Origin of the sequence: Bradyrhizobium jicamae (assembly GCF_018130695.1) — a bacterium.
GTDB classification, from domain to species: Bacteria; Pseudomonadota; Alphaproteobacteria; order Rhizobiales; family Xanthobacteraceae; genus Bradyrhizobium; species Bradyrhizobium jicamae_B.
The window spans coordinates 48,647-74,560 of sequence record NZ_JAFCJX010000038.1; the positions used below are offsets into that span (position 1 = coordinate 48,647).

The following is a 25,914-nucleotide window of genomic DNA, read 5'->3' on the forward strand; positions in this document are numbered from 1 at the left end:
ATACGCGTTGAGATAGCAGTCTATGCTACAGCGCCGGATGGTTGGGAGGAATTTCCATGCATGCAGCGAACCCACGTTTGCGGTGGATGGTCGCCGCGGTCGTATCGATCGGCATCACGGCTTCCAGTTCCTGTTACGCCGCGTCCGTTGCGCCGGTCGCCGCCGAAAACGGCATGGTGGTCTCCGCCCAGCATCTGGCCACCAAAGTCGGCGTCGAAGTTCTCAAGCGCGGCGGCAATGCGGTCGATGCGGCTGTCGCCGTCGGTTATGCGCTGGCCGTGGCTTATCCTGCGGCCGGCAATCTCGGTGGCGGCGGCTTCATGACCATTCAGCTCGCCGATGGCCGCAAGACTTTCCTCGATTTCCGCGAGACGGCGCCGAAGGCCGCCACCGCGAACATGTATCTCGACAAGGACGGCACCGTCATCAAGGGCGCGTCTACCAAGGGACATCTCGCCGTCGGCGTGCCCGGTTCCGTCGCCGGCATGGAATACGCGCGCGAGAAATACGGTACCATGAAGCGCGCCGATTTGATCGCGCCGGCCATTCAGATCGCCGACGACGGTTTTGCGCTCGAGCAGGGCGACATCGACCTGCTGCTGACAGCCACCGACGATTTCAAGGATGATCCCGCCACGGCGACGATTTTTCTCAAGGACGGCAAGCCGTACCAGGTCGGCGACAGGCTGCTGCAGCGTGAGCTCGGCGAAACCTTGCGCGAGATCAGCAAGCGCGGCACCGATGGCTTCTACAAGGGCTGGGTTGGTGCTGCCATCGTGGCCTCGAGCCAGGCCGGCAAGGGCCTGATCACGCAGGAGGACCTCGAAAACTACAAGGTCCGCGAGCTGGCGCCGGTCGAATGCGACTATCGCGGTTACCACGTGATCTCGGCGCCGCCGCCGAGCTCGGGCGGCGTCGTCATCTGCGAGATCCTCAATATCCTCGAGGGCTACCAGCTGAAGGAGCTCGGCTACCACTCTGCGGAAGCCGTGCACTACCAGATCGAGGCGATGCGGCATGCCTATGTCGACCGCAATTCCTATCTCGGCGATCCCGATTTCGTGAAGAACCCGCTCGACCGGCTGCTCGACAAGGCCTATGCCGCAAGAATCCGTGCCGTGATCGACCCGAACAAGGCCGGCGTCTCCAAGGACATCAAGCCGGGCGTCGCGCCGCATGAAGGCAGCAACACCACGCATTATTCGGTTGCCGACAAGGACGGCAACGCGGTGTCAGTCACCTACACGCTGAACGATTGGTTCGGCGCCAAGGTGACCGCGGCCAAGACCGGTGTGCTGCTCAATGACGAGATGGACGATTTCACCGCCAAGATCGGCGTGCCGAATCTGTACGGCCTGGTGCAGGGCGAGGCTAACGCGATCGCGCCGGGAAAACGTCCGCTGTCCTCGATGAGCCCGACTGTTGTCACCAAGGACGGCAAGACGGTGATGGTGGTCGGCACGCCCGGCGGCAGCCGCATCATCACGGCGGTGCTGCAGACCATGATCAACGCCATCGACTACGGCATGAACGCGCAGGAAGCCGTCGACATGCCGCGCATTCACCAGCAATGGTTGCCGGACCTGACCAATGTCGAGGATTACGCGCTGTCGCCCGACACCCGCAAGCTGCTGGAAGCCAAGGGCCACATTTTCGGTCCGCCGCAGCCGGCCAATCATCTCGCGGTGATCATCGTCGGCGCGCCGTCGATCGGAGGCAAGCCGGTCGGCAACAACCGTTACTATGGCGCGAACGATCCGCGTCGCAACACCGGCCTGGCGGCGGGCTACTAAGAGATTCCAGCCGAGCCTTCGTCGTCACCGAAGGCTCGGTTCATGCATTCCAGATTGCGCCGGCTTTGCGAACGCGTGACGATCGGGAATGGCTCCGATCTGGCTTGTTCGATTCAACAATCTGCTGGTCTGGCTCAATCGCGCGCTGGTCGTGGTGGCCTGGGTTCTGGCGGCGATGGTCGCTGTCGCTGCTTCTGAACATGTGCCGCGGAGCGCAGCAGGTCCGGTGATGCAAACCGCGCGACCGGTTGCACGGCCGGCACCGGTCGCATGCCCGCCAAAGCTGCCGCCGGAGCTGGAGGCGCTGCGGCTCTACGATTGATCAGGAATAACGCTCTTCGGCCCAGGGATCGCCGCGGTTGTGATAGCCGCGGACCTCCCAATAGCCGGGCGCGTCGTGCTCGCGGAACTCGATGCGCTGCAGCCATTTCGCGCTCTTCCAGAAATAGAGATGCGGCACCACGACCCGCACCGGGCCGCCATGCTCGAGCTCCAAAGGTTCGCCGGACCAGCTGTGCGCGAGCAGGGCGTCCTCGGCGGCAAAATCCTCCAGCGTGAGGTTGGTCGTGTAGCCGTCACAGGATTGCAGCACCACGAAGCGTGCATCCGCGCGCGGCCGGCAGGCGGCAAGCAGATCGCGCACGGCAAGGCCCTCCCACGCATTGTCGTAGCGCGACCAGGTGGTGACGCAGTGGATGTCGGAGACGAATTTCGTCTGCTTCTGCGCCATGAAATCCGCAAAGGTCCAGAAGATCGGCTGCTCCACCGCGCCATGGACGTCGAGCCGCCAGCGCACACGGTCGACCTTTGGCGTCAGCCCGAGGTCGAGCGTCGGCCAATCTTTCGTCAGATGCTGGCCGGGGGGCAACCGCTGGTCCTCGGGGAGGACGACCTTGCCGGTGAGGAATTTTCCTTCACGCGCCCAGCGTTGCTTGCTTTGCGTCAGCTTGCTGTTGCCGGGCGGTTCGGTGTCGTCGCTCATCGGTTCGGCCGTTTGTTGAGCGGCCAGACTACCTCATTTCGGTCGCGCGATGTAACTGCCGTTGCGCAGGACCTCAGGCCTTCTTGCCGAACAGCACCGGCAGTTGACGCGGCCCGCGCACGGTGCCTTCCGACCAGGTGACCTTGCCGGCCGGATCAAGCCGGAAATCCGGAATCCGCTTCAGCCATTCCTCGATCGCGACCGTCATCTCCATCCGCGCCAGATTGGAGCCGACGCAGCGATGAATGCCGAGGCCGAAGGCGGCGTGGCGGTTCTCCTTGCGGTCGATCACCACCTTGTCCGCATCCGGAAACATCGCGGGGTCGCGGTTGGCAGCGGGGAACGACAGCAGCACCATGTTGCCCGACTTCACCGGGCAGCCGCTGACCGTCGTCTCCTTCATCACCTCGCGGGCCATCGTCACCGGTGAAAAGGCGCGCAGGAATTCCTCGATCGCCGATGGCATCAGCTCCGGCTCGGCGACCAGGCGCTCGCGGTCGGCAGGCGTCCGCGCGAGGTGCCAGAGCGAGGAGCCGATCGCGCTCCAGGTGGTGTCGATGCCCGCGATCAGGAGCAGGCGGAGCGAGCCGAGCACGTGCTCGTCCGACAGCGGCGCGCCGTTCGGCAGCTTGGCCTGCATCAGCTTCGAGATCAGGTCGTCGCCCGGCGCCTTTTTGCGCTCCTCCAGATGCACCATGAAATAGCCGGTCATCTCGCGCACCGCATTCATGAGCGCGTCTTCGCTCTTGATGCCGAGCTCGAGGATGCCGTGGATCCATTTGATGAAGAGGTCGCCGTCCTGCTCGGGAATGCCGAGCATGTGCGCGATGGCGCGCACCGGAACGTTCTTGGTGTAGCGCGCCGCGGCGTCGCAGCCGCCGTCATCGATGAACTCGTCGATCAGCTCGTTGCAGATCGCGCGCACCCGCGGCTCCAGCTTCTTCATCGCATCCGGCGTGAACGGCGGCAGCAGCACCTGCTTGGCCGGCTTGTGCTCCGGCGGATCTGATGTGATCGGCGGCGCCCGCGCGGTGATTTCCGGACGGACATCGCGCACGATGACGCGGCGCGAGGAGAAATGCTCGGTGTCGTAGGCGATTTCCTTCACCGCCTGATAGGTGGTCGGCATGTAGCAGCCGAGGAAACGGTTGGTGTGTACCACCGGCGAAGCCGCGCGCAGCTCCTCCCAGATCGGGAACGGATCCTCGGTCCAGACCGGATCGGTGTGGTCGAAATCGTGGATCCAGTCCTTGACCGGAGGATGTTCGGGCAAAAAGCGTGCGGAAGCGGAATCGGACATCAGGTCATTCCTTCTGCTCGTTCGTTCAAACGCGGATCGGTGAAAGTTCGAGGAGCTATTCCTCGGTCACTTCAATTGCGATTTCCGGGCAATTGGTCTGGGCAAGCCACGCCTTGTCCTCGAGGCCTTCAGGCACGGAACCGTCGCCGGCCTCGTGGGCGTTGCCGTATTCGTCGAGCTCGAACAGTTCCGGGGCGAGTGATTTGCAGCGGGCGTGACCCTGGCACTTGTCCTGGTCGACGCGAATCCTGAGCTTGGCCATGCAGGCGCTCTCCCTCGGCTTGCGCGCAATCGCGGCGTGCAGCGGTTTCCTCTGGTTTCTCTGCAGTTTTTTGTCGTTCGACGGCTTCTTAACCGGGCCATCAAGTTATAGTATATTACATTATCGAAGCGCTTGCGCGTCAAGCGAAAATTCAGTGATGTCGTCGGCGATGGGACAAATCGTTCGCAAGCCGTTCAAGACCTACCACCATGGCGACCTCCGCGACGCCCTGATTCAGGCTGCCCTGCAGGAGGTCGAACTCGGCGGGCCCGAAGCCGTAAGCATCAAGGCGCTGGCGAAGAAGCTCGGCGTTTCGCAGCCGGCGCCGTACCGGCATTTTGCCGATCGCGATGCGCTGCTGGAGGCTGTGACGGCGGAGGCGTTCCGCCAGTTCAACGACATCATGCGCGAGGCGGTCGAGCAGCCGTCGAAGCATTCGAAACTGTCGCGCTTCGCGCAAGCTGCACTTGCGTTCGGGCTGCAGCGCCATGGCATCTATCGCCTGATGTTCGCCTCCCGCACCATGGCCTGCGCACCAAAGGGCAGCGAGTTGCATACGGCCGCGATGGAAACGCTCGCGTTGCTGGTCGATGCATTCGAGGCACCGGCCGTCGGCCTCCTGCGCGAACGCCAGGCGCTGATGATCTGGGCCGGGTTGCACGGCGTCGTGATGCTGGCCGAGCAGGGGCTGCTCACCGGCGAATCCGCGCAAATCAGCCGCGAGCAGCTGATGGATGAGTTCGTCGAGCAGACCAAGCTCGCGCTCACCGTGGCGCTGAAGGCGGCGGAAGAGAAGGCGTAGGCGCCAGTCGACGGCGGCGCATTCGAATCTATCCCCTCATCCTGAGGAGCTTGCGAAGCAAGCGTCTCGAAGGACGAGGCCACTGGGCGGGCCTCATGGTTCGCCTGGCGATGCCAGCATCGTCCAGAGACGCGCGTTCCGCGCTCCTCACCATGAGGGTTTATCTTACCTCGGTGCCCGCGGATCGATCGGCGTCGTGCCGCGTACGCCCAAAATGTCCTCCAGCACCTTCGCGCCCGCCAGCAGCTGCGCCTCCGCGCGGGGCTTCGCCACCATCTGCAATCCGACTGGCAGGCCCGATGCGGTGAAGCCGCAGGGCAGCGACAGCGCCGGGCAGCAGGCCAGCGTGATCGCATAGACGATGCCGAGCCATTCGACGTAATTGTCGAACTTTTTGCCGTCGCATTCGGCGACATAGCGGTTCTCGACCGGGAACGGCGCCACGATCGTCGCGGGGCACAGCAGCAGATCGTAGGTGTCGAAGAACTCGAGCGTGCGCGCGGCCATCGCCACGCGCTGCGCCTCGGCGCGCTCGAGGTTCTCGACGGAGAGCTTCAGGCCTTCCTCGATGTTCCAGATCACCTCCGGCTTGAGCAGGTCGCGCTTGGAGCGCAGCAGCGCCGCCTTGCTGATCGCAAAATCGAAGGCGCGCAGCACGTGGAAGCATTCATGAGCCTCGCGCAAATCGGGATGCGCCTCCTCGACGATCGCGCCAGCCGCGGCAAAGCGCTCGGCGGCCTTCCGCGTGACGGCCTTCACTTCGGGATCGACCGGCGTGATGCCGAGATCGGGGGAATAGGCGATGCGCTTCGGCTTGCTGCCGGAACGGGCGGCGGACAGGAAGGATGTCGGCAGCGCCGGCAACGACAGCGGGTCGGCCGGATGCTCGCCGCTCATCGCGTCGAGCAGCAGCGCGAGGTCCTCGACATTGCGCGCCATCGGGCCCTGAACGCCGAGCGTGCGATCGACGCCGAACTTCGGCGTATGCGCGACGCGGCCGATGCTCGGCCGCAAGCCCACGACGCCGCAGAAGCTCGCGGGATTGCGCAGGCTGCCGCCCATGTCGGAGCCGTGCGCGAGCCAGGCCGTGCCGCTGGCCAGTGCCGCGGCCGCGCCGCCGGACGAGCCGGCCGCCGAGCGCGAAATGTCCCAGGGATTGCGCGTCGGGCCGAACACCTCGTTGAAAGTGTTGGCGCCGGCGCCGAATTCCGGCGTGTTCGACTTGGCGTAGATCACGCCGCCATTGCGTTCGAGCGTCTCGACCAGGATGTCCGATTTGGCGGGGACGTTATCCCTGTAGATCGGCGAGCCCTGCGTGGTCAGCACACCGGCGACATTGGTGAGATCCTTGATCGGCACCGGCAGGCCGGCGAGCAGGCCGCGCTCCGCGGCCGGCTTCGCCATCAGCGCTTTGGCGTGGCTGCGGGCGCGATCGAAGCACAGTGTCGGCAGCGCGTTGACCTTGCCGTCGACCTCGGCGATGCGTTGCTCCAGCACGTCGAGCAAATCGAGCGGCGTGACGTCGCCGGCTTTCAGTTTATCGACGACTGCGCACGCTGTGTCCCGTACCAAGCTCTGATCAGCCACGTTTCTTGTCTCCGCATCTCGTCTTGCAGCTGTAGAGCATTTTCACGGAAGGACGCAACGCCGCGCTTAACCCCAGCCCGCCGTGAGCCCACCGTCCACCGTATAAATCACCCCCGACGTATACCCTGCGCGATCCGACGCCAGGAACGCCATGAGGTCACCGATCTCGCGCGCATGGGCGGGGCGGCCGAGCGGCATGCCCTTCTGGAATTCCTTGTAGCGGTTTTCGTCGTCGAACTGATGCTTGGCGCGGGTTTTCAGCAGCGTGACGTGGCGGTCGGTGCCGACGGGGCCGGGATTGATGCCGACCACGCGGATGTTGTCGGCGAGACTTTTGCCGCCGAGCGCGCGGGTGAAGGCCATCAGCGCGGCATTGCCGGCGCTGCCGCAGACATAGTTGGCGTCGAACTTCTCGCCGGCCGCGCCGATGTCGTTGACGATCACGCCGCCGCCGCGCGCCTTCATCTGGGCGTAGATCGCCCGCGTCAGGTTGACGTATCCGAACACCTTCAGCTCCCAGGCGTGACGCCAGGTCGCTTCGTCGATCTTGTCGATCGAGCCGCCGGGAATGTCGCCGGCATTGTTGACGAGGATGTCGATGTCGGCAGCCTCCTTCGCCAGCCGCGCCAGATCCTCCGGCTTGCGCAAATCGACGACGCTGATCGCCGCATCGATCTGATGCGCCGCGCGCAACCGCTCGGCCAACGCCTTCAACTGCTCGCCATTGCGGGCGGCCAGCAGGAGATGGGCGCCTTCCTCGGCGAAGGCTTCGGCGGCGGCCGCGCCAATGCCCTTGGAGGCGCCGGTGATCAGGACGCGCTTGCCGCGCAGATGCAGATCCATGGGGGTACTCGCTGTTCAAAGGAGGCGGGAAGTCCCGCGAATTGGGTGGGGCAGGGTCGCGTCGCGGTCAACACTGCACTGCAGCGTTGCACGCGCGCGAAGTTTGGTTCATTGCAGGACGATCAGCATAGGCGGCTTCGCCAACCGGGCAAAATCACAAGGGTGTTCTCGATGAGCAGCGCAAAGAAGCAGTATCGGATCGCGGTCATTCCCGGCGACGGTATCGGCAAGGAAGTGATGCCGGAGGGCCTGCGCGTCATCGAGGCGGCGGCCAAGAAGCACGGCGTCAGCGTGCAGTTCGACCATTTCGACTTCGCCTCCTACGACTATTACGAGAAGCATGGCGAGATGATGCCGGAGGACTGGAAGGCGAAGATCGGCAAGCACGACGCGATCTATTTCGGCGCGGTCGGCTGGCCCGCCAAGATCCCGGATCATATTTCTCTATGGGGCTCGCTCATAAAATTCCGCCGCGAGTTCGACCAATACGTCAATCTGCGCCCGGTGCGGCTGATGCCCGGCGTGCCGTCGCCGCTCGCCAACCGCAAGCCCGGCGATATCGATTTCTGGGTGGTGCGCGAGAATACGGAGGGCGAATATTCCTCGGTCGGCGGCCGCATGTTCCCCGATACCGACCGCGAGTTCGTGACGCAACAGACGGTGATGACGCGCGTTGGCGTCGATCGTATCCTGAAATTCGCCTTCGATCTCGCGCAGTCGCGGCCGAAGAAGCACCTGACTTCGGCCACGAAATCAAACGGCATCTCCATCACCATGCCCTATTGGGACGAGCGCGTGGAGGCGATGGCCAAGAACTATCCGAAGGTGAAGTGGGACAAGTACCACATCGACATCCTCACCGCGAACTTCGTGCTGCATCCGGACTGGTTCGACGTCGTGGTCGGCTCCAACCTGTTCGGGGACATCCTCTCCGATCTCGGCCCGGCCTGCACCGGCACGATCGGCATCGCCCCGTCGGGCAACATCAATCCGGAAGGCAATTTCCCGAGCGTGTTCGAGCCCGTGCACGGCTCGGCGCCCGACATCGCAGGGCAGGGGATCGCCAACCCGATCGGCATGATCTGGTCGGGCGCGATGATGCTGGAGCATCTCGGCGAGAAGCAGGCCGCGGAATCGATCGTCGGCGCGATCGAGCGTACGCTTGGTGAGCGGACGCTGCGCACGCGCGATCTCGGCGGCAACGCGGATACGACGGCGTGCGGCAAGGCTGTCGCGGAGATGGTGGACTAGGGCAATTCACCCTCTCCCCTTGTGGGAGAGGGTGGTTTCGATGCGCAAGCATCGAAACCGGGTGAGGGGTAACTCTCCACTCGGCGGAATCTTGCAAGCGGAGACATACCCCTCATCCGGCGCTTCGCGCCACCTTCTCCCACAAGGGGAGAAGGGAAGAGGGCCCGCGGTTAGGCTTTCGCAATCCGGCGGCAATGCTCCCAGGCCGCGTGGATCAGGTTCTCGCTCGCTTCCGGCGTGCGGAACGCCGAATGCGCCGACAGCGTCACGTTCGCGATCTTCGTCAGCGGATGATCGCCGGGCAGAGGCTCGGTGTTGAAGACGTCCAGGCCGGCGTGGTGGATGTGGCCGGAATTCAGCGCGTCGATCATCGCCGCTTCATCCACGATCGCAGCGCGCGCCGTGTTGACCAGGATGACACCCGGCTTCATCTTGCCGATCTTCTCGCGCGTGATCATGCCGCGGGTGTCGTCGTTGAGCAGCAGATGGATCGAGACGACGTCGCTCCTGGCGAGCACGGTATCGAGCTCGGTGAACTCGACGCCCGGATAGCTCTTCGGCGACCGGTTCCAGGCAATCACCTTCATGCCGCTACCGAGCGCGATGCGCGCGACTTCGGCTGCGATGCCGCCGAAGCCGACCAGGCCGAGCGTCTTGCCGGTGAGCTGCATGCCGTCCTCGCGCAGCCAGTTGCCGACGCGCATCTCGCGATCCATCATCGCGATGACGCGGGCCGAGGCCCACATCAGCGCGATCGCGGATTCTGCCACCGCGGTGTCGCCATAGCCCTTGATCAGGTGCACGGAGATGCCGAACTCGGCGAGTTCTTCCGGGTTCATGTAGCTGCGCGCGCCGGTGCCGAGGAATACGACGTCCTTCAGCCCCTTGCACTGCTTCGCCACCGCGGTCGGCAGCGCGGTGTGGTCGACGATTGCGATCTCGGCGCCGTCGAGCACGGCGGGATAGTCTTCGGGCTTGATGTCCGGGTTGCGGTTGATCGTGACCTTCGGATCGCCGGGTTTCTCCAGCTTCTCCATGATGACCGCGAGCGATTCATTGGCGTCGACGAAAACTCCGCGCACGAAGGCCTCCACTTGCAAGGAAGATGATCAGGACGCGACGCCGGCCAGCGCCAGCACCGTATGCATCAAGACGTTGGCGCCGGCGGCACAGTCGGGCTGCGTCGCGTCTTCCAGCTCGTTGTGGCTGATGCCGTCCTTGCAGGGCACGAACACCATCGCCGTCGGCATCACCGTGTTGAGGTTGCAGGCGTCGTGGCCGGCGCCGGAGGTGATGCGGCGGTGCGAATAGCCGAGCTGCTTGGCGGCATTCTCGACCGCATCGACGAATTTCGGATCGAAATGCGTCGGCGCCTTGCGCCAGATCAGGTCGAACTGGACCTCGACCTTGCGGCGGCCTGAGATCTCGGCGATTGCCGCGCGCAAATCCTTGTCCATCGCGTCCATGATTGCGGCATCGGCGCTGCGGCAATCCAGCGTGAAGGCGATCTCGCCGGGGATGACGTTGCGCGAGGGATTGGCGATCACGGCTTCACCAATGGTGCCGACCGCCTTCGGACCGTGTTTCTTCGCGATGCCTTCCATCGCCAGCACGATCTCCGACAGCGTGGCCAGCGCATCGCGCCGCAGCGGCATCGGCGTCGAGCCGGCATGGCTCTCGAAGCCGGTGATCTTGCCGTCGTACCACAGCACGCCCTGGCCGGAATCGACCACCCCGATGGTCTTGTTCTCGGCCTCCAGGATCGGACCCTGCTCGATATGCAGCTCGACGAAACCGGAGAATTTCTGGCGGCCCACGGGACTTTCGCCGCGATAGCCGATGCTGTCGAGTGCTTCGCCGACGGTGATGCCTTCGGCGTCCTTGCGGGAGAGGATGTCGTCGGTGGTGAAATCGCCGACGTAGGCTGCGGAGGCCATCATCGCCGGCGCAAAGCGCGAGCCTTCCTCATTGGTCCAGTTGCAGATGCAGATCGGCGCGTCGGTCTCGATGCCGGCGTCGTTGAGCGTGCGCACCACCTCCAGCGCCGCGAGCGTGCCGAGGATGCCGTCATATTTGCCGCCGGTCGGCTGGGTATCGAGATGCGAGCCGAGCCCGATCGGCAGCTTCGACATGTCGCGACCCTTGCGCAGGCCGAACATCGAGCCGAGCGCATCGACATGGACGTCGAGACCTGCGTCCTCACACGCCCTGCGGAACCAGTCGCGCACCTGCTTGTCCTCGGCGCTCAGCGTCAGCCGCCGCACGCCGCCCTTCGGCGTCGCGCCGAATTTTGCGGTTTCGTGGATCGCACCCCACAGGCGGGCGGAATCGATCTGCAGGTTTGACGCGGCGCGGCTCATGCTGTGGTCCTCATTGAACACCTCTGTTCAATGGCGCGCCGCTGCCGTGGCGTCAACCGCAACGCTGCCTTGCGCGATTTGCTGCGCGAGGTCGGCCACGCGCTCGACCGCCACGGCGTCGGGCGATGCGAGCCAGCTTGCCGTGAAGGTGACGGGTTGCAACTGGAAATCAGTCTCGAGCAGTTGCAGCCGTCCGTCGGCGATCTCGCTCTGGACGATCGAGGCGGGAATGACGGCAACGCCGAGGCCTTCCACCGTCATGTGGATCAGGGTCGCGAGCGATGCGCTGGCGTGCAGCCGGATCGGCGGCAGATCCGGGCGATCGAACACCGCGCGGACCGCCTCATAGGGCTTGGTCTTGCGCAGGAAGGTGATCATCGGGAATTTCGCGAGATCGTGCACCGTCAGGCGCTTGCCGCCGAGTCCCAGGGACGGGCTGGCCAGGAAATTGAGCTGGTGGTTGCACAGCAAGCGATTGTGCACGCCGGACATCGACAGCGGCCCGACCACGAAGGCGAGCTCGATCTCCTGCGCGAGCAGCTGCGCGCTCAGGTTCGGCGTGATGTCGACCTCGATCTCCAGCGACAGGTTCGGGTAGATCGCGTTCACGCTCTTGACGAGCTGCGGCAGCCAGGTGTGCACGATGGTCTCGGCGACGCCGAGCCGCAGCACGCCGCGCATCGCGGAACGGTCGCCGACCGCGGTCATCATCTCGGCGCGCAGCCCGATCAGCTTCTCCGCATAGACCATCAGCTCGCGGCCGCTCGGCGTCGGCGAGGCGACGCGATGGTCGCGATGCAGCAGCTTGACCCCCATCTCGCGCTCGAGCTGGGCGATGCGCTGGGAGATCGCAGGCTGGGTCGTGTTGAGCCGCTGGGCGGCGCCGCGGAAGGTCCCGAGCTTCACAACCCAGAGGAAGGTCTCGATGGATTTGAAATCCAACATTGGAAGGATTTTTCCCTCAATAAAGAAAATTTATCAATCGTCATCAAAAATGACGATTAGACTTTATATCAGGCTTGCGTTTGGCTGTCTTCTGTCGAGAATGTGGGCAGGGGATTTCAATGACTGTTTTTGCGGCAGTGCAGCGATCGACCGAACAAGCCTCGCTTCCGAGCCAGGAGGCGCGCCGCGCCTTCCGCAGCGGTGCGGCCGCGACCACCGCCGGCGTCGCCAACGGCTTCGTCCAGGGCAACCTCGCGATCCTGCCGGAAAAGCTCGCCGGCGATTTCCACCGCTTCTGCCAGCTCAATCCGAAGCCGTGCCCGATCATCGGCATGTCCGACGTCGGCAATCCCCGAATTCCCGCGCTCGGCCTCGATCTCGACATCCGCACCGACGTGCCGCGCTACCGCGTCTGGCATGACGGCGAAGTGACGGACGAGCCGACCGATATCATGAAGTACTGGCGCGACGATCTCGTCGCCTTCGTGCTCGGCTGCTCCTATTCATTCGAGGAAGCGCTGCTCGACGAAGGCCTGCCGATCCGTCACGTCGAGCAGAACCTGCGCGTGCCGATGTACCGCACCAACATTGCATGTAGCCCGTCCGGTCCGTTCGCCGGACCCATGGTCGTGTCGATGCGTCCGCTCAAGCCGGCGGACGCGATCCGCGCGGTGCAGATCACCTCGCGCTATCCGGCGGTGCACGGCGCGCCCGTGCATCTCGGCCATCCGCATTCGATCGGCATCAAGGACATTGCGAAGCCGGACTACGGCGATGCGGTGCCGGTCGCCGACGACGAGATCCCGGTGTTCTGGGCGTGTGGCGTAACGCCGCAAGCCGTGATCGCGAGCGCGAAGCTGCCGTTCGCGATCACGCATGCGCCGGGACTGATGCTGGTGACGGATTTGAAGAACAGGAACATGGCTGTGATTTAGTGCAGCACTTGCCGTTTCTTCGGGCTTTACCGCGTACAACATTCACTCCATCGATAGCCGCAATTTTTAAAGAGGGGACTGAGATGACGATGAACCGCCGTGAACTGCTGCTGGGTGCAACGGCCGCTGCCGCGCTGATGCCGATTGCGGCGCGCGCGCAAACCTCAGAAGTCGTCATCGGCGCAACCTATCCGTTGTCGGGCTCCGGCGCGCAGGTGGGTGTCGACGCGCAGCGCGCGTTCGAGACCGCGATCGACATCATCAACAACGACCAGGACTTCGATCTTCCGCTGGCCAAGGGCGTCGGTCTGCCGGGCCTCGGCGGCGCCAAGATCCGTATCGTCTATGCCGACACCCAGGGCGACCCGCAAAAGGGGCGCGCCGAAGCCGAGCGCCTGATCACCCAGGAAAAGGTCTGCGCCATCCTCGGTTCCTATCAAAGCGCGGTCGCCGTCACGATCAGCCAGATCTGCGAACGCTACCAGACGCCGTTCATCTCGGCGGACAACTCCTCGCCGAGCCTGCATCGCCGCGGCCTGAAGTATTATTTCCGTGCCTCGCCGCATGACGAGATGTTCTCGGCCGGGATGTTCGACTTTCTCGATGCGATGAAGAAGAAGGGCGCCAAGGCCAATACGCTGGCGCTGTTCCACGAAGACACGATCTTCGGCACCGACTCCGCCAACGCGCAGACCAAGCTCGCCAACGAGCGCGGCTACAAGATCGTCGCCGACATCAAGTACCGCGCCAACTCGCCGTCGCTGTCGGCCGAGGTGCAGCAGCTCAAGGCCGCCAACGCCGATGTGCTGATGCCCTCGAGCTACACCACCGACGGCATCCTGCTGGTCAAGACCATGGCCGAGCTCGGCTACAAGCCGAATGCCATCGTGGCGCAGGCGGCCGGCTTCTCCGAGAAGGCGCTCTATGACGCGGTGGGCGACAAGCTCGAGGGTGCGATCACCCGCGGCAGCTTCTCGCTCGATCTCGCCGCCAAGCGGCCGATGGTCGGCAAGATCAACGATCTGTTCAAGGCGAAGTCGGGCAAGGACCTCAACGACAACACGTCGCGGCAGTTCATGGCCATGATCATCATGGCCGACGCCATCAACCGCGCCAAATCCACCGACGGCGAGAAGATCCGCGACGCGCTGGCCGCGACCGAGATGCCGGGCGAGCAGACCATCATGCCCTGGAAGCGCGTCAAGTTCGACGAGATGGGCCAGAACAACGACGCCGATCCGGTGCTGCTGCAATATGTCGGCGGCAAGTTCGTCACCATCTTCCCGACGCAGGCGGCCGTTGCCGACGCGATCTGGCCGATGAAGTAAGCGCGATCGGGTTGCCAGAGCGCTTTCGAGCGAAGTGGGGACCGGTTCGCGTGAAGAAAACGCGTCATGACAGGAGTCCAGAGCCCCGTTCCGATTCAATCGGAACGGACCAGGCTCTAGCGGGGGACGAAGCAACGTGACAGCTGAAACCATTATCCAGAGTCTTGCGAGCGGCCTCCTGATGGGGCTGCTCTACGGACTGATCGCCGTTGGCCTGGCGTTGATCTTCGGCCTGATGGACGTCGTCAACTTCGCCCATGGCGAGTTCCTGATGCTCGCGATGTACGTGACGTTCTTCCTGTTCACGTTCTTCGCGATCGATCCGCTGCTGTCGGCGCCACTGGCCGCCGCTGCCCTGTTCGTTCTGGGGGCGGCGGTCTATCTCGTGATCGTGCGGTTTGCGATGCGCGCCAAGGCCAATGTCGGCATGGTGCAGATCTTCGCGACCTTCGGCCTTGCGATCGTGATGCGGGGCCTGGCGCAGCTGTTCTTCACGGCCGACTATCGCAGCGTCCCCAATTCATGGCTCGGCGGCAAAACGGTGTCGGTCGCCGGCATCTACCTGCCGCAGCCGCAGCTGTTCGGCGCGCTGGTTGCGATCGCCGCGTTCGGCGGGCTCTACCTCTTCATCAATCGCACCGATTTCGGCCGCGCGCTGGAAGCGACCCGCGAGGATCCCGGCGCGGTGGCGCTGGTCGGCATCGACAAGAACCGCGTGTTCGCGCTCGGCTGGGGCCTTGGCGGCGCGCTGGTCGGGCTTGCCGGCGCGATCATGGCGACCTTCTTCTACATCTATCCCGACGTCGGCGCGTCCTTTGCGCTGATCGCCTATGTCACGGTGGCGCTCGGCGGCTTCGGCAGCGTGTTCGGCGCCTTTGCCGGCGGCATCGTCGTCGGCCTGGTCGAAGCCACCACCGCGTTGATCCTGCCGCCATCGTTGAAGTCGGTCGGCATCTACGCGGTCTATCTGCTCGTCGTGTTCATCCGGCCGCGTGGCCTGTTCGGGTCGATGTGATGGACCAGCAATTCGTCGAGCGGCGCCGCCGCGAACTCATCACCGCCGCCGGCCTCGCCGCCGTTGCCGCCGTCGTGCCGCTGTTCGTCAAGGACGTCTACGTCCAGAACATCATGGTGCTGACGCTGATGTACGCGGCGTTGTCGCAGAGCTGGAACATCCTGTCGGGCTATTGCGGACAGATCTCGCTCGGACACGCGCTGTATTTCGGGCTCGGTGCCTACACCACCGCGCTGCTGTTCACCAAGTTCGGCGTGCTGCCGTGGTTCGGCATGATCGCGGGCGGACTGATCTCGGCCGCAATCGCCATGGCGCTGGGCTATCCCTGCTTCCGCCTCGGCGGCCACTATTTTGCGATCGCCACCATCGTGATCGCCGAGATCGGATTGCTGCTGATCCAGAACTGGGATTGGGCGGGCGCGGCGCTCGGCATCGACATTCCCGTGCGCGGCGACAGCTGGCTGAAATTCCAGTTCACGCGCTCGAAACTGCCATACTTCTACTTCGCGCTGGTGCTCGCCGCCGTCGCCTGGTTCGTCACCTGGTGGCTGGAAGATTCCAAATGGGGCTATTGGTGGCGCGCGGTGAAGGACAATCCGCAGGCGGCCGAGAGCCTGGGCGTCGACGTGTTCAACTCAAAGATGGGTGCGGCGGCGGTCTCCGCCTTCCTGGTCGCAGTCGGCGGCAGCTTCTATGCGCAGTTCGTCTCCTATATCGATCCCAGTAGCGTCATGGGCTTTCAGTTCTCGCTCCTGATGGCACTGCCTGCGGTGCTCGGCGGCATCGGCACGCTGTGGGGGCCGTTGCTCGGCGCCGTCATCCTGATCCCGATCACCGAGCTGACGCGTTCCTATATCGGCGGCTCCGGCCGCGGCGTCGACCTGATCGTCTACGGCACGCTGATCGTCCTGATCGCGCTGGCGCGGCCGCAGGGCCTGATCGGCCTGTTCTCGCGCCGCAAGGAGGCTGCGCGATGACGGCGCTGCTTGAAACGCGTGGCGTCTGGCAGCGCTTCGGCGGCCTGGTCGCCAACAGCGACGTCTCGATCTCGGTCGGGCGCGGCGAAATCGTCGGCCTGATCGGACCGAACGGCGCCGGCAAGTCGACGCTGTTCAACCTGATCGCCGGCGTGCTGCCGCCGACGCAGGGCTCGATCATCTTCGACGGCGAGGATGTCACGAAATTGCCGGCGGCCGAGCGCTGCCAGCGCGGGGTGGGGCGCACCTTCCAGGTGGTCAAGAGCTTCGAGACCATGAGCGTGATCGACAACGTCATCGTCGGCGCGCTGGTGCGCAATACGGTGATGCGCGAGGCGCGGCGCAAGGCGCACGAGGTGCTGGACTTCACCGGCCTCGCCGCCCGCGCCGACGTGCTGGCGAGCGATCTCGTTCCCGCCGAAAAGCGCCGCCTCGAAGTCGCGCGGGCGCTTGCGACCGAACCGAAGCTGCTGCTGCTCGACGAGGTGCTCACCGGCCTGACGCCGACCGAGGCGCAGACCGGCGTCGAGCTGGTGCGCAAGGTGCGCGAGACCGGCGTCACCGTGCTGATGGTCGAGCATGTCATGGAGATCGTGATGCCGCTGGTCGATCGTGCCATCGTGCTCGACCTCGGCAAGGTGCTGGTCGAAGGCAAGCCGAACGACGTCGTGCGCGATCCCAAGGTGATCACGGCATATCTGGGAGATCGTCATGCTCAGCGTGCATGAAGTCACGACCGCCTATCAGGGCCTGGTCGCGATCTCCGCCGTGTCGATCGAAGTCGCCAAGGGCGAGATCGTCTGCGTCGCCGGCGCCAACGGCGCGGGCAAGTCGACGCTGCTCAAATCGATCGCCGGCGCCGAGCGGCCGCGCTCGGGCACCGTGACGTTCGACGGCAACCGCATCGACGGCAAGCCGCAGCACATCATCACTGCGGGCGGCATCGCTTATGTGCCGGAGAACCGCCGGCTGTTCCCGCGCCTGTCGGTGCGGGACAATTTGCGGCTCGGCAGCTACCTCTACCGCGGCACGCCGGATCGCGAGCAGCCGCTGGAACTGGTCTTCAAGCTGTTCCCGCGGCTCTCCGAGCGGCTCGAGCAGCGCGCCGAGACGCTGTCCGGCGGCGAGCAGCAGATGCTCGCAATCGGCCGTGCGTTGATGACCCGGCCGCGGCTTCTGATGCTGGACGAACCGTCGCAGGGCATCATGCCCAAGCTGGTCGACGAGATCTTCCAGGCGGTGAAGCGCATCCGCGACGCCGGCATGACGGTGCTGATCGTCGAGCAGCGCATGTCCGAGTGCCTCGAAATCGCCGACCGCGCCTACATCCTGCAAACCGGCCGCGTGCTGATGCAGGGCTCGGCCTCGGAGATGATGACCAACCCGGACGTGCGGAAGGCGTATCTCGGATTGTAGCCGCTCGCTACGATTTCTATCCTTGCTTCTTGTTCCGGTTCTTGCTTGCGCCGCGCAGCGGTGGCGCGGGTTGCCCGAAGCCATTCATCTGGATGCAGGCCAGCAGGTCGACATAGCTGTCGATACCGCCGGAGGAGGCCTCGGTGGTGCATTGGCTGCGAATTGCCTCCGGCGTTGTCGGCCAGACGGGTCCGAGCTGTTGCTGTGCGGTTTGCTCGTCGCGCATGCAGGCCTCGTAGGACTGCGGCTCGGTCAGCGACTTGTCGATCTCCTGCGTTGCCTTGCAGTTGGCTTCGACCTTGAGATCAGGGACGCCGCCACGCGTCTGCGCGCTTGCGGACATCGGCAGGGCAATAAAGCAGGCGGCAGAGAGGAGGGCGCAGGATACCTTGAAATCCATGACAATTCTCCCGGCGATCGATGAAACAACTCCTTCAGTCAATTACAGGGGATCATGTGCTCGCGATCCCGGCGATGCAAATCATTTTCGGCGGTGGGACGGCTCAGTGCTCGTGCCCGTGCTCCGGCAGCTTCAGTCCGAACGTCTCCGTCAAATCCTTCACCTGCTCCGGCGACAGATATCTTGGGTTCAGCCCGCGCAGCAGCAGATAGAGCTTTGCCGTCTCCTCGAGCTCCTCGGTGGCGAACACCGCGGCTTCCAGCGTGTCGCCGGAGACGACCGGGCCGTGATTGGCGAGCAGCACGGACGAGTATTTGCCGGCCAGCCCCTTGATGGCGTCGGCCACGGCGGGATCGCCGGGGCGATAATAGGGCACCAGCGCGGTCTGGCCGCATTTCATGACATAATAGGCCGTCATCGGCGGCAGCGCGGCGCGCGGGTCGATCTCGGGCAGCATCGACAGCGCCACCGAATGGGTCGAGTGCAGATGCACGACCGCGCGCGCGGCGTTGCGGGTCTGGTACAGCGCAGTGTGCAGCGGCACTTCCTTGGTCGGCGCGTCGCCGGAGACGAGCTTTCCGTCGGCATCGAGCCGCGACATTTTTGCAGGATCGAGGAAGCCGAGCGAGGCATTGGTCGGCGTCACCAGCCAGCCGCCATCGTCGAGCCGCACGCTGATATTGCCGGAGGAGCCCGGCGTCAGCCCGCGTTCGAACAGCGAGCGGCCGAGCCGGCAGATCTCCTCACGCAGCTTGGTCTCGCTCATGTCGTTGGCTCCTTTTCCGGGCTGCTTTGGCGGCTCCGGAAGGAATTGCATTTTGCCTTGTCTCACGCTTTGGCAGCGCGGCCAAGCCGTGTTAGGCAAGCACCAAAGCGTCAAACAAGTCGAGGGATCGCCGCATGTCCAGTTCCGCCAAATCGCGTATTGCCGTCATCGGGCTCGGCTCGATGGGCTATGGCATGGCGACCTCGCTGAAACGCGCCGGATTCGAGGTCACGGGCTGCGACGTCTCTGATGATGCGGTGTCCCGCTTCGTATCGGACGGCGGCAAGGGGGCGAAGACCCCGGCCGAGGCCGCCAAGGATGCCGACATCGTCGTCAGCGTCGTCGTCAACGCGGCGCAGACCGAGGGCGTCCTGTTCGGCGCGGGCGGCGCTGCCGAGACCATGCCGAAGGACGCGGTGTTCATCTCTTCTGCCACCATGGACCCCGAGATCGCGCGGCGACTGGCCAAACAGCTCGAGGCCACCGGCCGGCATTATCTGGACGCCCCGATCTCCGGCGGCGCGCAGCGCGCGGCGCAGGGCGAGCTCACCATTCTCGCCTCCGGCAGCGCCGCTGCGTTCGCTAAAGCGCGGCCGGCGCTGGATTCGATGGCGGCCAAGCTCTACGAGCTCGGCGATGCCGCAGGCGCGGGCGCCGCGTTCAAGATGATCAACCAACTGCTCGCCGGCGTGCATATCGCCGCAGCCTCCGAGGCGATTGCGTTTGCCGCCAGGCAGGGGCTCGACATCCGCAAGGTCTATGAGGTGATCACGGCCTCGGCCGGCAATTCCTGGATGTTCGAGAACCGCATGCCGCATGTGCTCGACGGCGACTACACGCCGCGCAGTGCGGTCGAGATCTTCGTGAAAGACCTCGGCATCATCCAGGACATGGCGCGCTCGGCGAAATTCCCGGTGCCAGTCTCGGCTGCCGCGCTGCAGATGTTCCTGATGACGGCGGCCGCCGGCATGGGCCGCGACGACGATGCCTCGGTGGCGCGGATGTATGCGCAGGTCACCGGCGTGAAGCTGCCCGGCGCCAAGTAAGAAGAGGATTTTGCGATGCCCCGCTTTGCCGCCAATCTCTCCATGATGTTCAACGAGGTGCCGTTCCTCGACCGCTTCGAGGCGGCGGCCAAGGCCGGTTTCACCGCGGTCGAATTCCTGTTTCCCTACGAATATCCGGCCGACGAGGTCGGCAAGCGGCTGCATGGCAACGGCCTGACCCAGGCGCTGTTCAACCTGCCGCCCGGCGACTGGAAGGCGGGCGAAAGGGGATTTGGCGCGCTGCCCGATCGCTTCGCCGATCTGCAGGAAGGCCTGAAGACCGCATTGCCCTATGCGCAGGCGACCGGCGTGAAGCGGCTGCATCTGATGGCTGGCATCGCCGAGCGCAGCGATCCGCGCGCGGTCGCCCAGTTCCGCAAGTCGGTCGTCACGACCGCGGAGTTCTTTGCGCCGCACGGCGTCGACGTCGTGCTCGAGCCGATCAATCCGCGCAACGTGCCCGGCTACTTCCTCAACGACTTCCTGTTCGCGCGCGACCTGATCAATGAATTGAAGATCCCGAACCTCAAGCTGCAGTTCGACATCTATCACTGCCAGATCGTCCATGGCGACGTCACGATGCGGCTGCGCGAGATGATGCCGATCATCGGCCATGTCCAGATCGCCTCGATCCCCTCGCGCAACGAGCCCGATGGCGAGGAGCTGAACTATCCGTTCCTGTTCGACGAGCTCGACCGGCTCGGCTATGACGGCTTCGTCGGTTGCGAATACAATCCGCGCGGCAAGACCACGGACGGTCTCGCCTGGTTCAAGCCTTATGCCGGAGTGAAGCCGTGACATCAGCCAGGAAACTGTCGCTCGGCTGCATCGCCGACGACTACACCGGCGCCTCCGACCTCGCCAACACGCTCACGCGCGCCGGCCTGCGCACCGTGCAGACCATCGGCGTGCCTTCCGACGATCTGAAGCTGCCCGAGGTGGATGCCGTCGTGGTGTCGCTGAAGAGCCGCTCGATCGAGGCCGGCACCGCCGTCGAGCGCTCGCGCGCCGCGGAGAAATGGCTGCGCGGTCGCGGCGCGGGCCACGTCCTGTTCAAGATCTGCTCGACCTTCGATTCCACCGATGCCGGCAATATCGGCCCCGTCATGGACGCGCTGCGCGCCGACTCCGCCGATAGCATCGTGCTGGTGACGCCGGCCTTCCCGGAAACCGGCCGCACCGTCTATCAGGGCAATCTGTTCGTCGGCGCCGTGCCGCTGAACGAGAGCCCGCTGAAGGACCACCCGCTCAATCCGATGCACGATTCCAATCTGGTGCGGGTGCTGGCGCGGCAGAGCAAGACGAAAGTGGGTCTGGTCGATCTCGCGACATTGACCCGCGGGGCCGACGCCGTGCGCGCCAAGCTCGCGGATCTCACCGGTAAGGGCATTGGCGCTGTTATCATCGACGCCGTGTTCGACCGCGACCTCGAAACCATCGGCCAGGTCGCACTCGACCATCGGCTCTCGGTCGGCGCCTCCGGCATCGGGCTGGGGCTCGCGCGCGGCCTCGTCGCCTCCGGCAAGGTCACGTCGAACGCCGCGACGGCGATATCGGCTTCACCGGTCGGCGGGCCGGCGGCCTGTCTCGCCGGCAGCTGCTCGCAGGCGACGTTGCAGCAGATCGCCAATGCCGAGACAATCATGCCGGTGCTGCATCTCGATCCTGAGCGCGTGATCGCGGGTAAGGAAGAAGCGCAGCGCGCGCTCGCCTGGGCGAAGGATCGGATCGGCGAAGGGCCGGTTCTGATCGCGAGCAGCTCGACGCCGGAGCAGGTGGCAGCTCTGCAATCCCGTCATGGCCGCGATGCAGCCGGACATGCCATCGAGCAGGCGATGGCCGATCTCGCCGAAGGTCTGGTGCAGGCCGGCGTGCGCCGGCTGGTCGTCGCCGGTGGTGAAACATCGGGCGCTGCCGTCGATCGTCTGCGCATTCCCGGCTTCCTCGTCGGCGCGGAAATCGCGGCAGGCGTGCCGGTGTTGCGTGCCGTCGGGGCGACGAGCGGCGAGATGCTGCTTGCCCTGAAATCAGGCAACTTCGGGGGCCCGGAGTTTTTCTCCGATGCGCTGAAGCTGATGCGCTGAGTCGATTGGTCGCACTCGTTTGGCGGCGCGTGCGACCATTCCCGTAGTTCCACGGGGTTCCAAATTAACACAACCCTAGGAGGCGGTATCATTTGATGCCTGCGGCGCTGTTGCGCTGCAAACATCAAGCTGTCCCGGCCGCGTGCCTGCGCGGCCCATATCACGAGAACCTTCCGCCATGCTCGCCAGATACTCGATCCGCGCCAAGATCATTGCCGTGGTTGCCCTCTTGCTCGTCACAATGACGGGCATGGGACTTCTGGCCGCCACAAGCATGCGCGCGATCAACGCCAACACGGTCGACATCACGACCAGCTGGTTGCCCAGCGTGCGCGTGCTCGGCGATCTCCGGGCTACCACGCTGACGTATCGTACGGCGGTCCGCGCGCATTTGATGGCCGATTCGATGGAGGAAAAGCTCCAGCAGGAAAAGCGGCTTGCCGCCCTCACTGAAAGCAACGCGAATATTCGCCGGATATACGAGCCGCTGATCACATCTCCGGAGGAGCGCGCGATATACAATGAGTGGTCGCGGTTCTGGGAGGAGTACACCAGGGGCGCCCAGCAGGTGATCGCGCTGTCGCGGCAGGCCGTCGGGCGAATCCCGACCGAGGCGCGCGATCTCAACGCGAAGGTCATCAAGGTCGGGAGCCAGGGCGACGAGGCGTTGCTCAAGGACATCGAGCTCAACAACAAGGGTGCCGACAAGGCCGCGCAGGACGCCGCCGACAGCTATCGCGCGGCGGTCATGCTGCTCTCCGTGATCCTTGGTGTCGCCGTCATGATCGGCGCGGCCGTCAGCTATTTCATGATCCGTGACATCTCCGCCGCCATCGCTTCAATCGTCATGCCGATGCGGGCGCTGGGCAGCGGTGACCTGAGCGCTGTCGTCCCGCATCGAGGCGAGAAGACCGAGATCGGCGCGATGGCCGATGCGCTGCAGGTGTTCAAGGAGGCGCTGGTCGCCAAGAAGGCCGCCGACGAGGCCGCGGCTGTCGACGCCGAGGCCAAGATCGAGCGCGGCCGCCGGGTCGACGCCGTCACGCGCAATTTCGAAACCATGATCGGCGAGATCGTGCAGACGGTGTCGTCGGCTTCGACGCAGCTCGAAGCGTCCGCCGGCACGCTGTCCTCCACCGCCCAGCGGGCGCAGGACTTGACGACGGCCGTGGCCGGAGCGTCCGAGGAAGCCTCCGCCAACGTGCAGTCGGTGGCATCAGCGACCGAAGAGCTGTCCTCGTCGGTGACCGAGATCAGCCGTCAGGTGCAGGAATCGGCGCGGATGGCGACCGACGCGGTCGGCCAGGCCCGCATCACCAATGATCGCGTCAGCCAGCTGTCGAAGGCGGCCGCGCGCATCGGCGACGTCGTCGAGCTGATCAACACCATCGCCGGCCAGACCAATTTGCTGGCGCTCAACGCCACCATCGAGGCGGCGCGCGCCGGCGAGGCCGGCCGCGGCTTTGCGGTCGTGGCCTCGGAAGTGAAGGCGCTTGCCGAGCAGACCGCAAAAGCCACCGGCGAGATCGGCCAGCAGATTGCCGGCATCCAGGCCGCAACCGAGGAGTCGGTCGGCGCGATCCAGGAAATCTCCGCGACCATCGAGCGTCTGTCGGAGATTTCCTCGACCATCGCAGCCGCCGTCGAAGAGCAGGGCGCGGCGACGCAGGAAATCTCCCGCAACGTCCAGCAGGCCGCGCAGGGCACCCAGCAGGTCTCCTCCAACATCTCCGACGTGCAGCGTGGCGCCACCGAGACCGGTTCGGCTTCCTCGCAGGTGCTGTCAGCGGCGCAGTCGCTGTCGGGCGACAGCAACCGTTTGAAAAACGAAGTCGGAAAATTCCTCGACGCGGTGCGCGCCGCCTGATTGATCGCGCGACGTCATGGAAAGCCCGGCCCGCGAAGGCCGGGCTTTTTTCATGTCTGGCGAGCAACGCAGCCCGTAATTCTGCGGGGCCTCAAATTAACCTGCCGTATTTTGACGCGCGTTAGCTTGACGCACAGAATCACGGCATTTCGCGTGAGCTGCGCGACTATTTCAATTTGGGGATTCCACCGATGTTCCTGGCGAGATTCCGCATCCTGACCAAGATCCTTGCGATTGTTTGCGGCCTCTCCCTGATCGCCACCACGCTCGCCTATCTCGGCATGTCCTCGCTGAAGTCGCTCAGCGAGCGCGGTGAAGTCACAGCGCGCGCTGCCGAGCGGTCGCTGCTGTCGGCGCGAGCAAACACCAACGTGCTGGCGATCAACGGCGCCGAGTTCCGCAGCGCGCTGGATCCGCGCAACGAGAATCGGCTTGCCGCGAGATCAGTCATCGACGAGCAGCTCAAGCAGCTCGAGGAGCGGCTCGCCGAGATCAGCAAGACCACCGATGAGAAGACCATCGCCCTGCTTCCTGCGGTGCGCTCGGCGCTGTCGGCGTACAAGGCGCGGCTCCAGGATACGCTCGAGGCGGTCGATGCGACCAAGGTGACCGAGTTGAGCCAATCGGCGGACAAGCTCCGCGGAGTCGCGATGAAGAGCAATGCGGCGGCGGAAGCGTTGCGCACCCAGGTCCGCGCCGTGGCGTTGCGCCAGGAGCAGCGCGTCAAGGAGAACACAGAGGCCAGCGAGCGGGAGTACGCCTCGACCTCGCAGCTCCTGATCGTCCTGGCGGCATCCGGTGTCTTGTTCGGTCTCGTCTTCGGCTTCGTCGTCGGCCAATACGGTGTCGCAAGGCCGATCCGCGCCGTGGTCGACCTGCTGCAGCAACTTGCGAACGGAAACTACAATGTCGAGATCAACGGCACCGACCGTCGCGACGAGGTCGGTGACGTCGCCAAGACCGCGCTGGTGTTCAAGGACAATGGCCTCGCCAAGATCCGCATGGAGCAGGAGCAGAAGGCGCTGGAGGCACGCGCCGCCGCAGAGCGCCGTGCCGACATGCTGCGGCTCGCCGATCAGTTCGAGGGCGCGGTCGGCGAGATCGTGGAGACCGTGTCGTCGGCTTCGACCGAGCTGGAGGCCTCCGCGAGCACGCTGACGTCGTCGGCCGAGCGTTCGCAGACGCTGACCACGTCGGTGGCTGCCGCGTCCGAGCAGGCCTCGACCAACGTGCAATCCGTGGCGTCGGCGACCGAGCAGCTGTCGTCGTCGGTGAGCGAGATCAGCCGGCAGGTGCAGGAATCGGCGCGGATGGCCAGCGATGCCGTCGGACAGACCCGTGCGACCAACGAGCGGGTCAGCCAGCTCTCCACGGCCGCCGCGCGCATCGGCGATGTCATCGAACTGATCAATACCATTGCCGAGCAGACCAATTTGCTGGCGCTCAACGCGACCATCGAGGCCGCGCGTGCCGGCGAGGCAGGGCGGGGCTTTGCGGTGGTCGCCTCCGAGGTGAAGGCGCTCGCCGAGCAGACCTCGAAAGCGACCGGCGAGATCGGGCAGCAGATCGCCGGCATGCAGACGGCTACCGAGGAATCGGTGAGCGCGATCCAGGCGATCAGCAGCACCATCGAGAAGCTCGCGGAAATTTCCTCGACCATCGCGGCCGCCGTGGAGGAGCAGGGCGCCGCGACCCAGGAAATCTCGCGTAACGTGCAGCAGGCGGCGCAAGGCACCCAGCAGGTGTCGTCCGATATCACCGACGTGCAGCGCGGCGCCAGCGAGACCGGCTCGGCGTCGTCGCAGGTGCTGAGCGCCGCGCAGTCACTTTCCGGTGACAGCAACCGCCTCAAGCTCGAGGTTGGCAAGTTCCTGAGCACGGTAAGGGCCGCCTAGGCGCAACTGGGGAGCTCTCGCCGACGCGAGCTATGCCAAGGAAGTGAAGGCCAACCGCGT

Annotated in this window: 24 protein-coding genes and 1 pseudogene; 15 read left to right on the forward strand and 10 right to left on the reverse strand. The window is 64.9% G+C overall.

The genetic code is table 11. The annotated features are described in order from the left end of the window. Positions 1 to 56 precede the first annotated feature (56 nt). A complete protein-coding gene (gene ggt / locus JQ604_RS36505; RefSeq protein ID WP_249159167.1) occupies positions 57 to 1,793 on the forward strand; it encodes a gamma-glutamyltransferase in 1,737 nt (578 codons plus the stop codon). A gap of 88 nt (positions 1,794 to 1,881) precedes the next feature. After that, entirely contained in the window at positions 1,882 to 2,115 is a 234-nt protein-coding gene (locus tag JQ604_RS36510) for a hypothetical protein (protein ID WP_212365579.1), read from the forward strand. Here JQ604_RS36510 and JQ604_RS36515 read toward each other — a convergent pair whose 3' ends face one another. From JQ604_RS36515 to JQ604_RS36525, 3 genes are all read right to left on the reverse strand, one after another. Beyond that, complete coding sequence (locus tag JQ604_RS36515; protein WP_212365580.1) at positions 2,116 to 2,775, reverse strand: sulfite oxidase-like oxidoreductase; 660 nt, start codon at positions 2,773 to 2,775, stop codon at positions 2,116 to 2,118. A 73-nt stretch (positions 2,776 to 2,848) separates the two neighbouring features. Next, positions 2,849 to 4,075 carry a cytochrome P450 gene (locus JQ604_RS36520; protein WP_212365581.1) on the reverse strand — a complete coding sequence of 409 codons (1,227 nt, stop codon included), beginning with the start codon at positions 4,073 to 4,075 and terminating at the stop codon, positions 2,849 to 2,851. 55 nt (positions 4,076 to 4,130) lie between these two features. Continuing rightward, positions 4,131 to 4,337 (reverse strand): ferredoxin, encoded by a 207-nt coding sequence (locus tag JQ604_RS36525; RefSeq protein WP_212365582.1) that lies wholly within the window; start codon positions 4,335 to 4,337, stop codon positions 4,131 to 4,133. Between the two features lie 169 nt (positions 4,338 to 4,506). Between JQ604_RS36525 and JQ604_RS36530 the strand changes: the two genes are divergently transcribed. Beyond that, positions 4,507 to 5,139 (forward strand): TetR/AcrR family transcriptional regulator, encoded by a 633-nt coding sequence (locus JQ604_RS36530; protein WP_212365583.1) that lies wholly within the window; start codon positions 4,507 to 4,509, stop codon positions 5,137 to 5,139. Between the two features lie 165 nt (positions 5,140 to 5,304). Here JQ604_RS36530 and JQ604_RS36535 read toward each other — a convergent pair whose 3' ends face one another. Further along, positions 5,305 to 6,726, reverse strand: coding sequence for an amidase (locus tag JQ604_RS36535; protein ID WP_212365584.1), 1,422 nt, complete (start codon positions 6,724 to 6,726; stop codon positions 5,305 to 5,307). 66 nt (positions 6,727 to 6,792) lie between these two features. Next, entirely contained in the window at positions 6,793 to 7,569 is a 777-nt protein-coding gene (locus tag JQ604_RS36540; RefSeq protein ID WP_212365585.1) for an SDR family oxidoreductase, read from the reverse strand. Positions 7,570 to 7,740: 171 nt separating this feature from the next. On the opposite strand from JQ604_RS36540, the gene JQ604_RS36545 reads away from it, so the two are divergent. Further along, complete coding sequence (locus JQ604_RS36545; protein ID WP_212365586.1) at positions 7,741 to 8,820, forward strand: tartrate dehydrogenase; 1,080 nt, start codon at positions 7,741 to 7,743, stop codon at positions 8,818 to 8,820. Between the two features lie 170 nt (positions 8,821 to 8,990). On the opposite strand, the gene JQ604_RS36550 is transcribed toward JQ604_RS36545, so the two are convergent. The 3 genes from JQ604_RS36550 to JQ604_RS36560 are packed head-to-tail and all read right to left on the reverse strand — an operon-like array spanning position 8,991 to position 12,125. Then, positions 8,991 to 9,902 carry an NAD(P)-dependent oxidoreductase gene (locus tag JQ604_RS36550; protein ID WP_212365587.1) on the reverse strand — a complete coding sequence of 304 codons (912 nt, stop codon included), beginning with the start codon at positions 9,900 to 9,902 and terminating at the stop codon, positions 8,991 to 8,993. 27 nt (positions 9,903 to 9,929) lie between these two features. Continuing rightward, on the reverse strand, positions 9,930 to 11,180 hold the full coding sequence (locus JQ604_RS36555) for a Zn-dependent hydrolase (protein WP_212365588.1): 1,251 nt from the start codon (positions 11,178 to 11,180) through the stop codon (positions 9,930 to 9,932). Positions 11,181 to 11,207: 27 nt separating this feature from the next. After that, positions 11,208 to 12,125 carry a LysR family transcriptional regulator gene (locus tag JQ604_RS36560; RefSeq protein WP_212365589.1) on the reverse strand — a complete coding sequence of 306 codons (918 nt, stop codon included), beginning with the start codon at positions 12,123 to 12,125 and terminating at the stop codon, positions 11,208 to 11,210. A gap of 119 nt (positions 12,126 to 12,244) precedes the next feature. On the opposite strand from JQ604_RS36560, the gene JQ604_RS36565 reads away from it, so the two are divergent. From JQ604_RS36565 to JQ604_RS36590, 6 genes are all read left to right on the forward strand, one after another. Further along, positions 12,245 to 13,060 carry a putative hydro-lyase gene (locus tag JQ604_RS36565; RefSeq protein WP_212365590.1) on the forward strand — a complete coding sequence of 272 codons (816 nt, stop codon included), beginning with the start codon at positions 12,245 to 12,247 and terminating at the stop codon, positions 13,058 to 13,060. Positions 13,061 to 13,143: 83 nt separating this feature from the next. Next, on the forward strand, positions 13,144 to 14,388 hold the full coding sequence (locus JQ604_RS36570; protein ID WP_212365591.1) for an ABC transporter substrate-binding protein: 1,245 nt from the start codon (positions 13,144 to 13,146) through the stop codon (positions 14,386 to 14,388). Between the two features lie 136 nt (positions 14,389 to 14,524). After that, positions 14,525 to 15,403 carry a branched-chain amino acid ABC transporter permease gene (locus JQ604_RS36575; RefSeq protein WP_211414119.1) on the forward strand — a complete coding sequence of 293 codons (879 nt, stop codon included), beginning with the start codon at positions 14,525 to 14,527 and terminating at the stop codon, positions 15,401 to 15,403. Next, a complete protein-coding gene (locus JQ604_RS36580) occupies positions 15,403 to 16,380 on the forward strand; it encodes a branched-chain amino acid ABC transporter permease (RefSeq protein WP_212365592.1) in 978 nt (325 codons plus the stop codon). The genes JQ604_RS36575 and JQ604_RS36580 overlap by 1 nt, the downstream gene beginning before the upstream one ends. Further along, positions 16,377 to 17,108, forward strand: a complete 732-nt coding sequence (locus JQ604_RS36585; RefSeq protein WP_212365593.1) for an ABC transporter ATP-binding protein — start codon at positions 16,377 to 16,379, stop codon at positions 17,106 to 17,108. The genes JQ604_RS36580 and JQ604_RS36585 overlap by 4 nt, the downstream gene beginning before the upstream one ends. Further along, positions 17,092 to 17,796, forward strand: a complete 705-nt coding sequence (locus JQ604_RS36590; RefSeq protein ID WP_212365594.1) for an ABC transporter ATP-binding protein — start codon at positions 17,092 to 17,094, stop codon at positions 17,794 to 17,796. The genes JQ604_RS36585 and JQ604_RS36590 overlap by 17 nt, the downstream gene beginning before the upstream one ends. A gap of 16 nt (positions 17,797 to 17,812) precedes the next feature. Here JQ604_RS36590 and JQ604_RS36595 read toward each other — a convergent pair whose 3' ends face one another. After that, positions 17,813 to 18,196 (reverse strand): hypothetical protein, encoded by a 384-nt coding sequence (locus JQ604_RS36595; RefSeq protein ID WP_212365595.1) that lies wholly within the window; start codon positions 18,194 to 18,196, stop codon positions 17,813 to 17,815. 103 nt (positions 18,197 to 18,299) lie between these two features. Beyond that, positions 18,300 to 18,962 carry an aldolase gene (locus JQ604_RS36600; protein ID WP_212365596.1) on the reverse strand — a complete coding sequence of 221 codons (663 nt, stop codon included), beginning with the start codon at positions 18,960 to 18,962 and terminating at the stop codon, positions 18,300 to 18,302. 128 nt (positions 18,963 to 19,090) lie between these two features. Here JQ604_RS36600 and ltnD point away from each other — a divergent pair. From ltnD to JQ604_RS36625, 5 genes and pseudogenes are all read left to right on the forward strand, one after another. Next, positions 19,091 to 20,008: pseudogene (ltnD, locus tag JQ604_RS36605) on the forward strand (L-threonate dehydrogenase); the annotation flags it as partial. 15 nt (positions 20,009 to 20,023) lie between these two features. Further along, positions 20,024 to 20,806 (forward strand): 2-oxo-tetronate isomerase, encoded by a 783-nt coding sequence (otnI, locus tag JQ604_RS36610; protein WP_212365598.1) that lies wholly within the window; start codon positions 20,024 to 20,026, stop codon positions 20,804 to 20,806. After that, positions 20,803 to 22,092, forward strand: coding sequence for a 3-oxo-tetronate kinase (gene otnK / locus JQ604_RS36615; RefSeq protein WP_212365599.1), 1,290 nt, complete (start codon positions 20,803 to 20,805; stop codon positions 22,090 to 22,092). Before otnI ends, otnK begins: the two co-directional genes overlap by 4 nt. A 178-nt stretch (positions 22,093 to 22,270) precedes the next feature. Next, positions 22,271 to 23,959 carry a methyl-accepting chemotaxis protein gene (locus JQ604_RS36620; RefSeq protein ID WP_212365600.1) on the forward strand — a complete coding sequence of 563 codons (1,689 nt, stop codon included), beginning with the start codon at positions 22,271 to 22,273 and terminating at the stop codon, positions 23,957 to 23,959. A gap of 191 nt (positions 23,960 to 24,150) precedes the next feature. Further along, complete coding sequence (locus JQ604_RS36625; protein WP_212365601.1) at positions 24,151 to 25,854, forward strand: methyl-accepting chemotaxis protein; 1,704 nt, start codon at positions 24,151 to 24,153, stop codon at positions 25,852 to 25,854. Positions 25,855 to 25,914 lie beyond the last annotated feature (60 nt).

Bases quoted from the DNA above. Each gene is read 5' to 3' on its own strand.
- JQ604_RS36545 (WP_212365586.1), top strand. From the start codon at position 7,741: ATGAGCAGCGCAAAGAAGCAGTATCGGATCGCGGTCATTCCCGGCGAC.
- JQ604_RS36520 (WP_212365581.1), bottom strand. From the start codon at position 4,075: ATGTCCGATTCCGCTTCCGCACGCTTTTTGCCCGAACATCCTCCGGTC.
- otnI (WP_212365598.1), top strand. From the start codon at position 20,024: ATGCCCCGCTTTGCCGCCAATCTCTCCATGATGTTCAACGAGGTGCCG.
- JQ604_RS36525 (WP_212365582.1), bottom strand. From the start codon at position 4,337: ATGGCCAAGCTCAGGATTCGCGTCGACCAGGACAAGTGCCAGGGTCAC.
- JQ604_RS36565 (WP_212365590.1), top strand. From the start codon at position 12,245: ATGACTGTTTTTGCGGCAGTGCAGCGATCGACCGAACAAGCCTCGCTT.
- JQ604_RS36560 (WP_212365589.1), bottom strand. From the start codon at position 12,125: ATGTTGGATTTCAAATCCATCGAGACCTTCCTCTGGGTTGTGAAGCTC.
- JQ604_RS36540 (WP_212365585.1), bottom strand. From the start codon at position 7,569: ATGGATCTGCATCTGCGCGGCAAGCGCGTCCTGATCACCGGCGCCTCC.
- JQ604_RS36570 (WP_212365591.1), top strand. From the start codon at position 13,144: ATGACGATGAACCGCCGTGAACTGCTGCTGGGTGCAACGGCCGCTGCC.
- JQ604_RS36510 (WP_212365579.1), top strand. From the start codon at position 1,882: ATGGCTCCGATCTGGCTTGTTCGATTCAACAATCTGCTGGTCTGGCTC.
- JQ604_RS36620 (WP_212365600.1), top strand. From the start codon at position 22,271: ATGCTCGCCAGATACTCGATCCGCGCCAAGATCATTGCCGTGGTTGCC.
- JQ604_RS36555 (WP_212365588.1), bottom strand. From the start codon at position 11,180: ATGAGCCGCGCCGCGTCAAACCTGCAGATCGATTCCGCCCGCCTGTGG.
- JQ604_RS36590 (WP_212365594.1), top strand. From the start codon at position 17,092: ATGCTCAGCGTGCATGAAGTCACGACCGCCTATCAGGGCCTGGTCGCG.
- JQ604_RS36595 (WP_212365595.1), bottom strand. From the start codon at position 18,196: ATGGATTTCAAGGTATCCTGCGCCCTCCTCTCTGCCGCCTGCTTTATT.
- JQ604_RS36515 (WP_212365580.1), bottom strand. From the start codon at position 2,775: ATGAGCGACGACACCGAACCGCCCGGCAACAGCAAGCTGACGCAAAGC.
- JQ604_RS36585 (WP_212365593.1), top strand. From the start codon at position 16,377: ATGACGGCGCTGCTTGAAACGCGTGGCGTCTGGCAGCGCTTCGGCGGC.
- JQ604_RS36580 (WP_212365592.1), top strand. From the start codon at position 15,403: ATGGACCAGCAATTCGTCGAGCGGCGCCGCCGCGAACTCATCACCGCC.
- JQ604_RS36530 (WP_212365583.1), top strand. From the start codon at position 4,507: ATGGGACAAATCGTTCGCAAGCCGTTCAAGACCTACCACCATGGCGAC.
- ggt (WP_249159167.1), top strand. From the start codon at position 57: ATGCATGCAGCGAACCCACGTTTGCGGTGGATGGTCGCCGCGGTCGTA.
- JQ604_RS36625 (WP_212365601.1), top strand. From the start codon at position 24,151: ATGTTCCTGGCGAGATTCCGCATCCTGACCAAGATCCTTGCGATTGTT.
- JQ604_RS36600 (WP_212365596.1), bottom strand. From the start codon at position 18,962: ATGAGCGAGACCAAGCTGCGTGAGGAGATCTGCCGGCTCGGCCGCTCG.